This is a genomic window from Mesorhizobium sp. C432A, assembly GCF_030323145.1.
Lineage (GTDB): Bacteria > Pseudomonadota > Alphaproteobacteria > Rhizobiales > Rhizobiaceae > Mesorhizobium.
On record NZ_CP100470.1, the window covers coordinates 5,956,006 to 5,967,878 of the forward strand.

Sequence of the window (11,873 nt, forward strand, 5' to 3'; positions counted from 1 at the left end):
CGATCGCAGCTCGGCTTCCACCCGGATTGCGGGAAGCGTTGCCGGCCGACCTGCGGGCGTCAGTCGCGCGATATGGACAGCCCCGAGAGAAGCGGAGCGTACGCGGCGAGCCTGCGGGATACGAACTCGGTGAAGAGCCGCACCCGCTTCGTCTTGCGTGTCTCGCCTTGCGTGAGAAGCCACAGTGTCCCATGCATGGGCACGTCGATCCCCGGCACCCTCACCAGCAGGGGGTCGGCATCTCCGACGAAGCACGGCAGTTTCGTTATCCCAATCCCTTGGTGCGCCGCGATGATCTGCGTCTCGGCGTCAGGTGTCCTGAACGGTACTCCCGTGACGTGAACTTCTCCCTCGCGCGCCCAGTCCGGAATTCCATGATTGTCTATGCCTATCCACCGGATGGGATCAGGCGTGCCCGCACGCCACGCGGCTAGTCGATCGCGAGACATGTAGACGCCGCTGAACAGCTCCGGTCCCTTCAGGCCGTGAAGATTGAGCGGCAGGGTCTTGCGGTCGGCGACAATGCGGATCGCGACGTCGGCCTCTCGGTTGGTCAGATTTGCCAGCTCACCGGACGACAAGATTTCCATCTCGATGTCGCGATGCAAACGCGCGAAGTCGGCGAGATCCGGCATGAGCAGGTGTGTGGCGAGGAACGGTGGAAGCGTCACCCGCAAAAGCCCGCGCGCGCTCTGGTCACGACCGAAGACTCGCGTCTCCAGTTGGTGCGACGACGCTTCCATCTGGGTCGCGAGATCGAGGACCTCCTCGCCCGCAGCCGTCAAGCGGTAGCCGGAAGGCAGCTTTTCGAACATCTGCGCCCCGAGGCGTTCCTCGAGCTGAGCGATGCGCCGCAGCACGGTCGAGTGGTTCACACCGAGGTGTGCGGCGGCAGCACGCACCGAGCCTACGCGCGCGGCGGCAAGAAAGTAGCGAACGTCATCCCAGTCGATCATGGTGCATTCCTGCGCAGCGAAGTGCGGCTTGCAAAGCCCATACTAACACGATCAGCCGTAGTTCGTGCGGTCGCCGCGGCGTTCAATCATCTAGCTGGATCGTTTTCGCACCAGCGATGTGCGCGATTGCGCACTCACCGCCCGACTTCGGCGAACCCATCTTGAGGCTCTCGCGGGACTTTCCCGTACAGCCAAAGATACGAGACGGCGAAACGAAGGATGCATGACATGAACAGACTGAATGGAAAGACCGCTGTGATAACTGGCGGCGCTACGGGCATCGGTCGCGCCGCAGCCAAGCGCGTTATCGAGGAGGGCGCCTTCGTCTTCATCTTCGGCCGCCGGCAGGAAGCGCTCAACGCCGCCGTGGCTGACCTTGGGCCTAGTGCCCGCGCGGTTAAGGGCTCGGTCTCGGATGAGGCCGACCTCGACCGACTCTACGCTGCGGTGAAGGCCGAGCGCGGAAGCCTCGATATCGTCTTCGCCAATGCCGGGGCGGGAAGTCTGCTTCCGCTCGGGCAGATCACCGCCAGGCACATTGACGAAACCTTCGACACCAATGTGAAGGGTACGATCTTCACGGTCCAGAAGGCGCTGCCGCTGATGAGCCAGGGCGGTTCGATCATCCTCACCGGCTCGAGCGCCGGCACCACGGGCGCTCCGGGGTTCACTGCCTATAGCGCGAGCAAGGCGGCAGTGCGCAACCTGGCGCGGACCTGGGCGGAGGACCTGAAGGGCACCGGCATCCGGGTAAACGTGTTGTCGCCCGGGGCGACGGCGACCGAACTCGCGAAGGAGGCGTTGGGCGAGGAAGGCCAGAAGGCCTACGGCGCGATGACTCCGCTCCAGCGCATGGCCAATCCGGCGGAGATCGGGGCCGTGGCCGCCTTTCTCGCGTCGCCGGACAGCAGCTTCATGACCGCCAGCGAAGTCGCCGTCGACGGCGGCCTGGCTCAACTCTGACCCCCAGCGCGGTCCGTACCTGGGCCGCGCGCAACGAAAGACAAAGAATTATGAAAAAACTCGAAGGCAAGATCGCAGTCATCACGGGCTGAAGCAGCGGGATCGGATTGGCCACAGCCAAGCGCTTCGTAGAAGAAGGAGCGCACGTCGTGATTACCGGGCGAAGAGAGAAGGAGCTGAAGGAGGCCGCAGCCTTCATCATGAAAAACGTTACGACGGTCGTGGGTGACGTGTCGCTCCTGGAAGATCTGGATCGCCTCTATGCCGTCGTGAAGGTGAAACATGGTCATATCGACATTCTCTTCGCCAACGCCGGCGCGGGGACGATCGCACCGCTCGCCGTCGCTACCGAGGCACATTTTGATCAGACCTTCGATGTGAACGTGAAGGGTCTGTTCTTTACGGTGCAGAAGGCCCTTCCCCTGTTCAAAGACGGCGGTTCGATCATCCTGAATTCTTCAGTGTCGAACGTGTTGGGGCTTCCAGGGTTTAGTACCTACGCCGCGAGCAAGGCGGCTGTACGCAACTTCGCGCGCGCTTGGACACTGGAATTCAAAGACCGCAAAATCCGCGTCAATGCAATGAGTCCGGGACCAATCGAGACGCCGGCCTTGGAGACAACGACTGGCCTTACCCCTGAGCAAGCCGAGCAAGCGGCCGCCCAGTTTGCGTCACAGATCCCAATGGGTCGCAGGGGCAAACCAGAGGAAATCGCTGCTGCCGTCACGTTCCTCGCCTCCGATGAAAGTTCTTTCGTCACCGGCGTGGATCTCGCCGTAGACGGAGGCATGGCGCAAGTCTGACCCCGGCATTAGCACCAGATCGGAGAAGTACTATGAACTATGCAATCGTAGGATTCGGCAATATCGGACAGGCCCTTGCCAAGGCGTTTGCCCGAAACGGCATCGAAGTTTCCGTTGCAACCACACGCGACCCGGAAAGCTTTGCCGCCGATGCGGCCGCGATCGGACCCACGATCATCCCCAAAAAACTGGCGGAAGCCATCAAGGCGGACATCATCTTTTTGGCTGTCCGCTTCGAGGCGCACCCGGATCTCGCGAAGGCGCTCCCCACCTGGCAGGGGAAGACGATCATCGATGTGACCAATGCCTATGGCGTGCCCCCGGAGGAACTGGGAGGACAACCTTCTTCCAAGTTCATTGCGCAGGCCTTCTCTGGCGCAAAACTGGTCAAGGGCTTCAACCATCTGGTCGCCCCGGTGCTTGATCAGGATCCGGCCGTACATGGTGGCCGGAGGGTCGTGTTCCTGGCAAGCGACGATGATGCTGCCGCAACACAGACTGGGGAGCTTGCGGAAAATCTCGGTTTCGCGCCGATCAAGCTTGGCGGGGTGTCGGAAGGTGGCCTGCTGGTCCAGGCGCGCGGAGACAGCTGGGGTCATCTGATCTTCAAGGACTTGGTCAAATTCGACTGACGAGCGCGACGTCCCCACCGGCAAAGAAACCACGCACTCGATCGGAACTCGGATCGGATCAAGCGCGATCCGATCCGAGCAAAATGGAGAAATCACTATGAGCACCGAGAAGAATATCCACTCCTAAGGAGATTTCGATGTACGACCAATCCAAGGTATCCGAGTTAATCCGGTTCGCACGAATCGAGGCGGGCTCCACCGTGATCGACGTCTACCCTGGCGACGGAGACTGGACGCGCCTCTTCTCCGACATCGTCGGATCAGAGGGGCGGGTCTACAGCTTCGTGCCGGCCGAAGTCGCCCACTTCAAGAACGATCCGGTCGGCCTCATGCGGACGCTCGCGAAGGAGCCGGGCCGAGAGAACGTCGAAGCCGCCTCGGCGGATCTCGTCGCGATGCCGGAGGTCACGCCGCCAGCGGATGTCCTATGGCTGCACCTGTTTTACCACGATCTTCACACCGCCCTGGTCCAGAAGAAGGGTGCGACGGCGGCCGACTTCAATCGAGCTGTCTACAAGCGGCTGAAACCCGGTGGGTCCTACGTCATCGTCGACCACGCCGCCGCCGCTGGGTCGGGCACGAGCGACCCGGTCGCTGCATCGGATCGACCCTGCATTCGTCGGCGAGGAGGTGGAGGCGGCCGGCTTCGTACTGGACGCGGAAAGCACCGTGCTGGTGAATAAGGATGACCCGCACTCGATCAAGGTGTTCGATCCCGCGATCAAGGGCGAGACCGATCGCTTCGCGTTTCGGTTCGTGAAGCCCTGACAGCTCCCGGGCGCCGACTTCATGTCGACCTCCCATTGAGTCCATCAACTCGGGTTCGCACCCGTCAAGCTGGGAAAGCTCAACGAGGATGGCGCGCTGGTGCACGCACGCGATGCGGCAGCGCCTTGAAGGCGTCCGAGGTGATGATGGCACAAGGTTCTGGAGCACACCTGCCGCAGGTTCCTGATCTGAACTTGATGAAATGACGGAAGTCGCCGCGCCGTTGAGGGAGCCGGCGCATCCCCTCAGGGATGCGCCGGGACAAACGGTTCAAGAATGGTGGATTTCCGTTCCCAGCACCTTCAGGCATTCACGGATGAACGCCGCAAGCGCGGTCCAGCCTTTGGCTGAAACCATGGTCCCATCGACATAGGCGTCGGTGGGAGACAAATCGATATAAGTGCCGCCGGCAAGCGTCACCTCCGGCTCGCAAGCGGCGAGCGCCGCCACCTTCTTGCCGCGCACGACGCCGTCGACCGCGATCAGAATCTGGACGCCATGGCAGATCGTGAAGATCGGCTTTTTCGCCTCGTGGAAATGGCGCACCATTGCCTGTATCCGCTTGTCGGTGCGGATGTATTCGGGGCCACGACCGCCGGCGCAATAGACAGCGTCGTACTGGCTCAGCTGCTTCTCGGCGTCGGCAAAGGTCTTGTTGATCAGCGCGTTGTGGCCGGGCTTTTCGGTGTAGGTCTGATCGCCCTCGAAATCGTGCAGCGATGTCTTGATCATGTCTCCGGCGCTTTTGTCGGGGCACACGACATGAACGGTGTGTCCCACCGCTTCCATCGCCTGCTGATAGACGAAGATTTCATACTCCTCGGTGAAATCACCGGTCAGCATCAGGATTTTTTTGGCTGGCATGTCTTTTCCTCTCGGCTTGTTTCAGGGGCGAGGTGCACTGCGCCTCCTTCCCGGTATCGAAATCGGCTCAGAACGGGGAGTAGAATTCGTAGGCGGCAGGCTGGGCGAACAGCGGCGCGCCGCGCTTGAGGGTGCCTCGGGCAAGCAACATCGCCAGGCTACTCGAACGCAGGCAGGAGCCTGTCCCGCGAATTTTCGATGTGCGCACGCATGGCTTTTTCGGCGGCGTCCGGATCGCCCGCGGCAAAGGCAGCGAGAATAGCCTCGTGCTCGTCGAGCGCCTCTTCGGTCACCCTGGAGTGATACATCAGGCGGAAGATATGGAAGTGGGTATGCTGGTGATTCAGCGTCTCGCGAATGAGTTCGTTCTGGGCGAACTCGACGATCTTGTCGTGGAAGATCGCATCCTGACGGGCGAAGTTCGAATAGCGCAGGCGTTCGTCTTTCCCCACCCGCCGAGCCATGACGCCGGCCGTCTCCTGCAGCGCGGCAAGGCGCTCGCCGTCCATTGTTGCGGTGGCTTTGGCCGCGGCGGCAGGTTCAAGCAATAGACGCAGCTCGTAAAGCTCGTCGAAGCGCCGGCGGGTGATTTGCGGGGCGGCGCGATAGCCGATCAGGTGGGTTTTCAGAACCAGCCCTTCCCCCTCCAGCCTGCCAAGCGCTTCACGAATGGGGGTATGCGAGACGTTGAATTCCTTGACGAGATTGTCGACGGTGATGCGCGATCCCGGAGCAATCCTCAAAGACATGAGCTGCGCGAAGATTGCTTCGTAAACGTCGCCAGCCAGACTGTTGGCGCGCTGAATACGACCGGTCGCACGGGCTTCATTGTCAACCGTCAGGTCCGTGTTCTGCATCGTTTGCCTCTTGACAGAACCACCCACTAACATGATGCTCCGCGAAACTCAATCCTATATCCTATACGATTTTATGAGGATATCGCATGATCATGACCTGCAGCGCCGAGGTCGGCCTCTGGCACGAAGCCAAGCCTGTCGGCTTCCAACCCGTCTTCGCAGGATCTTGTGCATGAGCTTGTTTGCAGCGGCGCGCCTGCCGAGCGAGATTCTGTTCGGCAAAGGCCAGCGCCATGTCCTCCCTGCCATCGCCGCCAAATATGGGCGCCGCGCGTTCGTCTGTACCGATGAGCGCTTCGCGGCGACGTCGCAGTTCGCCGAGATTCTCGCTGGCTTGCACAACGCGGCGATCGAGACGTTGGTCTTCGACCGAACGCTGCCGGATGTGCCGCGCGACAGCGTCGCCGCCTGCATTGCGCAAGCGAAAGATTTCAAGCCGGACATGGTGATCGGCATCGGGGGCGGCAGCTGCCTGGACATGGCCAAATGCGCTGCACTTCTGCTCAGCCATGGCGGCAAGCTCGAGGACTACTATGGCGAGTTCAAGGTACCCGGCCCTACCCTTCCGGTAATCGCAGTGCCGACGACGGCTGGAACAGGCTCCGAGGTGACCCCCGTCGCCGTGATCTCCGACCCGGATCGGACGCTGAAAGTGGGTATCGCCAGTCCGCATCTCATCGCGGCAGTGGCGCTTTGCGATCCGGATCTGACGGTGACCTGTCCACCGTCCTTGACGGCGATCGCCGGCGCCGACGCGCTGACGCACGCAATCGAGGCCTATACAGCGGCCAAACGCGGCGTCGACCCTCATTTACCGCAACAGCACGTGTTCATCGGCAAGAGCGCTCTGACCGACCATTTCGCGCTTCTGGCCATCAGGCTGCTCGGCCGCAGTCTCGAAAAGGCATATCGCGACGGATCGGACGAGGATGCGCGCGCCGACGTCATGATGGGAGCGCTGGCCGCCGGTTGCGCCTTCGGTACGGCGGGAACGGCCGCCGCCCATGCGGTGCAGTATCCCGTTGGCGCGCTTACCCACACCCCGCATGGCCTGGGAGTGGCCACGATGCTGCCCTACGTGATGACCTACAATCTGGCCGCAGCAGCCGCGGAGATTGCGGAAGTCGGCACTGCTCTCGGCCTTTCCCATCAGGGCGGCGGCGACGCCGATGCCTTGGCGCACGCCACCATCCGTGAGGTGAGCCGGCTGTTCGGCGCCATCGGCATCACACCGACATTGGCCGAACTGGGTCTTCCCGAAGACAAGATCGACTGGACGGCTGAGCAGGCGCTGGGCATCGACCGGTTGATCAAGAACAATCCCCGCCCGTTCGACCTTGCCGCGATGCGACGGCTGGTCAGGGCTGCTTATGGCGGCGACATGTCCGCCACCATGATGTGACCGACCAGGAGTTCATCCAATGAACATTGCCGCAGGCATATCCGACGAGGATCAAGATATGTTCGACTACGCCACGGTCTCGCACGGTCTCTACATTGGCGGACGCTGGCGGCCTTCATCGGAGGGTCGCGTGATCGAAGTGGTCGATCCCTCGACTGAAGCCGTGATCGCTGCGGTTCCCGATGCAACGCTCGCCGACGCCGCCGCCGCCGTCGACGCTGCCGCGAAGGCGGCGGCCGGCTGGCGCGAGACCCCGCCACGCAGGCGATCGGAAATCCTGCGGCGCTGCTTCGAACTGATGACCGAACGGATGGAGACGTTGGCTGCGCTGATCTCGCTGGAGAACGGCAAGGCGCTGCGCGATGCGCGCGGTGAAGTCGCCTACGCCGCTGAGTTTTTCCGCTGGAACGCCGAGGAGGCGGTCCGCATCAGCGGCGAGTTCGGCCTTGCACCCTCGGGCGCGAACCGGATCATTGTCGACTACCATCCCATCGGCATTTGCGTGCTCATCACGCCATGGAATTTCCCAGCCGCCATGGCGACACGTAAAATCGCTCCGGCGCTGGCGGCCGGCTGTACGGTGATCCTGAAGCCCGCCAGCGAGACGCCGCTGACGGCCTATGCGCTTGCGGCGCTCTACGAGGAAGCCGGCGTGCCGCCCGGCGTCGTCAACGTCCTGACGACCTCGACCCCCGGACCGGTGACGGCGGCCATGCTGGCCGATCCGCGCGTGCGAAAGCTGTCCTTCACCGGCTCGACCGGCGTCGGGCGCGTGCTGCTGGCCGAAGCCGCAAAGCACGTCATTTCCTGTTCCATGGAGCTTGGCGGCAACGCACCCTTCATCGTCTTCGACGACGCCGACCTGGAAGCCGCCCTCGACGGTGCGATGGTTGCCAAGATGCGCAACGCCGGCGAAGCCTGCACGGCCGCCAACCGGCTTTACGTCCAGGCCGGCATCCATGATGCCTTCGCGGAAGGCTTGAGCAAACGCATGGCGGCACTCAACCTGGGCCCGGGCACAGACTCAGACACAGAATGCGGGCCGATGATCACCAGGAAGGCTGTGCACAAGATCGACCGGCTTGTGCAGGACGCCGTTGCCCGCGGCGCCAAAATCCTGTGTGGCGGCGGCGTATCTGAAGGCAGAGGCTTTTTCTATCCGCCAACGGTGCTCAAGGACGTGCCGGCCGACGTTGCCATGGCTCACGAGGAGATCTTCGGTCCCGTGGCGCCGATCAGTCGCTTCGACAGCGAGGCGGAGGTCATCGCCAAGGCCAACGACACAGAATACGGTCTCGCGGCCTACATCTACACGCGCGACCTGGCCAGAGGAATGCGCGTGGCATCAAAGATCGAGTCGGGCATGATCGCGCTCAACCGCGGCCTGATGTCGGATCCGGCGGCGCCCTTCGGCGGAGTCAAGCAAAGCGGGTTGGGGCGAGAAGGCGGCCAGAAGCATGGCGTTGCCGAGTTCATGGAGGCCAAGTACATCGCCGTGACCCTGTGAGCGGACATCACGCCAAAGATCCGTTTCGCATTCGCGATCATGTGGTCGAGTTCGACGACATGGTCGCCGAGATCGTTCGCAGAAGCGAGGACACCAGGGCGAATGTTCCCATGGTCGCCGATGTCGCCTACGGGGCTGACGCCACCGAAACCGTGGATCTGTTCTTTCCCGAGGGCAAACGGGACCGCCTGCCGGTGCACATGTTCATCCACGGGGGCTATTGGCGCATGTTCTCCAAGCGCGACTATTCCTACGTCGCCGAGACCGTTACGAACGCAGGTGCGATCGCGGTCATTGTCGACTACGCGCTGATGCCGACCGTCAGGATGGCCAGGATCGTCGACCAGGTGCGCCGCGCCAAGCGATGGGTATTTGACAATGTCGCACACCATGGCGGCAATCCCGGCCTGCTGACCGTTAGCGGTCATTCCGCCGGTGCGCATCTGGCAACAATGCTTTTCGACGGTGACGAGCGGGCTTCCGGCATCAAAGCTGCGCTGCTGCTTGGCGGCCTTTACGACCTGAAGCCATTGCAGATGTCGTTCCTTGCCCCCGAGATCGCGATCACCGAGGAGGAGGCCCGCCGATTCTCGCCCATCGATCACAGTTTCGATCCATCCGTGGGCGTAGATATCTTGGTCGGCGCCGATGAAACGCCGCCGTTCCACAGCCAGGCCGCACTCTTCACGGACCACCTTGACACACAGGGACTGACTGTTTCGCGCACGACCCTTGGCGGGGCCAATCACATGAGCAGCGTCCGTGACCTTGGCTTGGCTGGTACCGAGGCCTCGTCACTGCTGGCCCGCGTCGTGGCCGCCTGAGACTTCCGCCAGAAGCGCTGCTGGACGCGACCGTTCTGCAAAGTAGCGTCGCAGCATCGGGTACCGACAGCGGTGGCGAATCTCCCGCCACCGGTCCCCATACCGTAAGCCCGCCGTCGATGTCGACGTCGACGTGGTTCATGCTTTCCAGCGTGATTGAGCTTGATAACCGATGTCGGCGATCGCCGTCATGCAGGCAGCCCAGTTGAGTTCTCAAGGCTGGCCGGCCAGAGACGCCCCTCGGGGGAGAGCGAGCCGACGTTCCGTAACACCGGCCCGCAACCTTCAGAATACGATAGCCCGCGGCACCCCGGAGAAGGGAATCTGCGCTCTCACACCAGCATCGACTGCTGGGCGAAGATGCCCGCCATCGCGCCGTGCGATATTGCCAGGGTGACCGATGGCGGCGTGAGGGGGTTGGCGAGGTCGCCCGCGGCGTAGATGCCGGGCATGCTGGTTTCGCGGCGCTCGTCGACCTTGAGGATTACGCCGAGGGGCGTATCGACCGTGGCGAGGCCCAGTGATTCATGCAGGCTAGCGGACGGCTTGTTGCGCGGATGCGCGAACAGGATGTCGACCGCGACCTTGGGGCCGGTATCGAGCTTGACGGTGGCGTTATGCCCCCCGTGATGGGCGATCTCGCTGATCCGGCCGTCGACGACAGGTATGTTGCGGCGCGCCAGACCGGCCCGGATATCGGGCGGAATGTCGTGACCATCAGCGAAGACCGTCAACCTGTCGGTCCAATCGTGGAACAGCCTGACCTGATTCATCGACTGTGGGCCGGACCAGACGAGGCCCCAATGCTGGCCGGCGACTTCAAAGCCGTCGCAATAGGGGCAGGGCACGATGGACGTGCCCCAACCTTCGGCAAAGCCCGGAACATCAGGCATCTGGTCGGCGACGCCATAGCTCAGGATCAGCCGGCGCGCGCCGAGGCTTCCGCCATCGCCAGTGAGGACGGAGAAATCGTCGATGGCCCCGGAGAGGCTGTCGGCCCGGGCATTGACCAGCCTGATCGTGGGATAGCGCGCCAGCTGCCGCCGCGCCTCGGCCAAGATGTCCAGCGGTGGCTTGTGATCGTGGCCGAGCAGGCCATGCGAGTGGCCGGCGAAGCGGTTGCGCGGCAGGCCGGTATCGAGAACGGTGACCTTGCGGCGGGCACGGCCGAGTTGCAGGGCGCCGGCGAGACCGGCAAAGCTGCCGCCGATGATGATGACGTCATCCATGATGGGCTCCGTGTTGTGGATGAGGGGCTGGTTGGACCTGGTTGAAACCTACCCATCGGCTTGCGCATTTCAGAAACTACATGGTATCGTAATCCGAGAATTTGGATACTGTCAAGGACTGGAATTGTCGTGACCGAAAATAGCCAGGGCCGGCGCGGCCGGCCCGCCAACGAGGCGCTTGGCCAAACGATACTCGACGCTGCGTCCGAACTCTTTGTGGAATTGGGTTTTCAAGCGACCACATTGGACAAGGTCGCCCAGCGGGCGAAGATATCCAAGCTCAGCATCTATCGGCATTTCGAGAACAAGGAGGCGCTGTTCAGCGCGGCCATCTCGGCCGGCTGCCATCAGTTGTTTGCGCCACTGGCCCTTCTTGAAGGCGTCGGCGGTTCGGTCGAAGATCAGCTCATGGCGGTGGGATCATCCCTGCTTCGGACGCTGTTGAGATCAGACGTCCGCAGTGTCGAAGCCATGGTCATGGCCGACCAGACGAATCCAAGGTCGTTAAGCAAGCTCCATTTCGAAGCCGGCCCCGCCCATGTCATCGCCCAAATCGAGGTCCTGTTGCGTCAGTTGCACGCGAAGGCGGTTCTGAACGTGCCCGATCCTCTCCGGTCCGCCCGCTTGTTTGCCGCGCTTTTCAAAGGATCCGATCTTTTGATTATCGCACGCTTCGATGAGGCGAGAGCGGCGGACGACAACGAAATCGAATCCTATTGCCGGTCGGCCGTCGCCATGTTCATCGCTGCGCACGGCTAGCAGTCCGCCCTGCCCGCTAATCATTGTATTTCTGCGAAATACTCCGCTAGAGTCGCCGTCGCGATGGCGCCCATCCACCTCGTGTCGATCGCGTCGGGGTCGGACTGCGCGCCCGCCGGTGAGCGGCATCTCCTACCTGCTCCGGTCACAGCGCTGCTTCGGCCGACCCTGTGCGGGCGAGGAAGAGAATGCCGGTTACGGACGCCAGAACCGAGCAGATGACGTGTCAGCCGCCGCGAAGGACACCTGCGGACGGAACGTTTTTTGGTACACTTGAGTACGTCCATTCGTGGGTCGGACTCCAGCGGC

11 protein-coding genes and 1 pseudogene are annotated in these 11,873 nt (G+C 62.5%); 8 read left to right on the forward strand and 4 right to left on the reverse strand.

All coding sequences use genetic code 11. From position 1 onward, the window contains the following. Positions 1-59: 59 nt before the first annotated feature. On the reverse strand, positions 60-956 hold the full coding sequence (locus NLY33_RS29185; protein ID WP_023667788.1) for a LysR family transcriptional regulator: 897 nt from the start codon (positions 954-956) through the stop codon (positions 60-62). Positions 957-1,184: 228 nt separating this feature from the next. On the opposite strand from NLY33_RS29185, the gene NLY33_RS29190 reads away from it, so the two are divergent. From NLY33_RS29190 to NLY33_RS29205, 4 genes and pseudogenes are all read left to right on the forward strand, one after another. Beyond that, positions 1,185-1,919 carry an SDR family NAD(P)-dependent oxidoreductase gene (locus tag NLY33_RS29190; protein ID WP_031196212.1) on the forward strand — a complete coding sequence of 245 codons (735 nt, stop codon included), beginning with the start codon at positions 1,185-1,187 and terminating at the stop codon, positions 1,917-1,919. Positions 1,920-2,020: 101 nt separating this feature from the next. Continuing rightward, on the forward strand, positions 2,021-2,722 hold the full coding sequence (locus NLY33_RS29195; protein ID WP_245261085.1) for an SDR family NAD(P)-dependent oxidoreductase: 702 nt from the start codon (positions 2,021-2,023) through the stop codon (positions 2,720-2,722). Positions 2,723-2,754: 32 nt separating this feature from the next. After that, positions 2,755-3,354 (forward strand): NADPH-dependent F420 reductase, encoded by a 600-nt coding sequence (locus NLY33_RS29200; RefSeq protein WP_023708105.1) that lies wholly within the window; start codon positions 2,755-2,757, stop codon positions 3,352-3,354. Between the two features lie 137 nt (positions 3,355-3,491). After that, positions 3,492-4,122, forward strand: a pseudogene (locus tag NLY33_RS29205) (class I SAM-dependent methyltransferase). A 270-nt stretch (positions 4,123-4,392) separates the two neighbouring features. Here the strand turns inward: NLY33_RS29205 and NLY33_RS29210 are convergent. Next, positions 4,393-4,986, reverse strand: coding sequence for a DJ-1/PfpI family protein (locus NLY33_RS29210; protein WP_023667783.1), 594 nt, complete (start codon positions 4,984-4,986; stop codon positions 4,393-4,395). A 158-nt stretch (positions 4,987-5,144) separates the two neighbouring features. Next, positions 5,145-5,843 carry a GntR family transcriptional regulator gene (locus NLY33_RS29215; protein ID WP_023704694.1) on the reverse strand — a complete coding sequence of 233 codons (699 nt, stop codon included), beginning with the start codon at positions 5,841-5,843 and terminating at the stop codon, positions 5,145-5,147. A 172-nt stretch (positions 5,844-6,015) separates the two neighbouring features. On the opposite strand from NLY33_RS29215, the gene NLY33_RS29220 reads away from it, so the two are divergent. The 3 genes from NLY33_RS29220 to NLY33_RS29230 are packed head-to-tail and all read left to right on the forward strand — an operon-like array spanning position 6,016 to position 9,576. After that, positions 6,016-7,245: an iron-containing alcohol dehydrogenase gene (locus NLY33_RS29220; RefSeq protein WP_023704693.1), complete on the forward strand. Its 1,230-nt coding sequence runs from the start codon at positions 6,016-6,018 to the stop codon at positions 7,243-7,245. A 58-nt stretch (positions 7,246-7,303) separates the two neighbouring features. Beyond that, entirely contained in the window at positions 7,304-8,752 is a 1,449-nt protein-coding gene (locus tag NLY33_RS29225) for an NAD-dependent succinate-semialdehyde dehydrogenase (RefSeq protein WP_245261083.1), read from the forward strand. Next, on the forward strand, positions 8,749-9,576 hold the full coding sequence (locus tag NLY33_RS29230; RefSeq protein ID WP_023708103.1) for an alpha/beta hydrolase: 828 nt from the start codon (positions 8,749-8,751) through the stop codon (positions 9,574-9,576). The genes NLY33_RS29225 and NLY33_RS29230 overlap by 4 nt, the downstream gene beginning before the upstream one ends. A 332-nt stretch (positions 9,577-9,908) precedes the next feature. Here NLY33_RS29230 and NLY33_RS29235 read toward each other — a convergent pair whose 3' ends face one another. Further along, the gene (locus NLY33_RS29235) at positions 9,909-10,805 is read right to left on the reverse strand and encodes an NAD(P)/FAD-dependent oxidoreductase (protein WP_023704690.1); all 897 of its coding nucleotides are present in this window, start codon (positions 10,803-10,805) and stop codon (positions 9,909-9,911) included. Between the two features lie 129 nt (positions 10,806-10,934). Here NLY33_RS29235 and NLY33_RS29240 point away from each other — a divergent pair, with 129 nt between their 5' ends. Next, positions 10,935-11,564 (forward strand): TetR/AcrR family transcriptional regulator, encoded by a 630-nt coding sequence (locus tag NLY33_RS29240; RefSeq protein WP_023704689.1) that lies wholly within the window; start codon positions 10,935-10,937, stop codon positions 11,562-11,564. Positions 11,565-11,873 lie beyond the last annotated feature (309 nt).

Coding starts and splice junctions, on each gene's coding strand:
- NLY33_RS29215 (WP_023704694.1), bottom strand. CDS start 5,843: ATGCAGAACACGGACCTGACGGTTGACAATGAAGCCCGTGCGACCGGT.
- NLY33_RS29235 (WP_023704690.1), bottom strand. CDS start 10,805: ATGGATGACGTCATCATCATCGGCGGCAGCTTTGCCGGTCTCGCCGGC.
- NLY33_RS29220 (WP_023704693.1), top strand. CDS start 6,016: ATGAGCTTGTTTGCAGCGGCGCGCCTGCCGAGCGAGATTCTGTTCGGC.
- NLY33_RS29190 (WP_031196212.1), top strand. CDS start 1,185: ATGAACAGACTGAATGGAAAGACCGCTGTGATAACTGGCGGCGCTACG.
- NLY33_RS29210 (WP_023667783.1), bottom strand. CDS start 4,986: ATGCCAGCCAAAAAAATCCTGATGCTGACCGGTGATTTCACCGAGGAG.
- NLY33_RS29225 (WP_245261083.1), top strand. CDS start 7,304: ATGTTCGACTACGCCACGGTCTCGCACGGTCTCTACATTGGCGGACGC.
- NLY33_RS29200 (WP_023708105.1), top strand. CDS start 2,755: ATGAACTATGCAATCGTAGGATTCGGCAATATCGGACAGGCCCTTGCC.
- NLY33_RS29185 (WP_023667788.1), bottom strand. CDS start 956: ATGATCGACTGGGATGACGTTCGCTACTTTCTTGCCGCCGCGCGCGTA.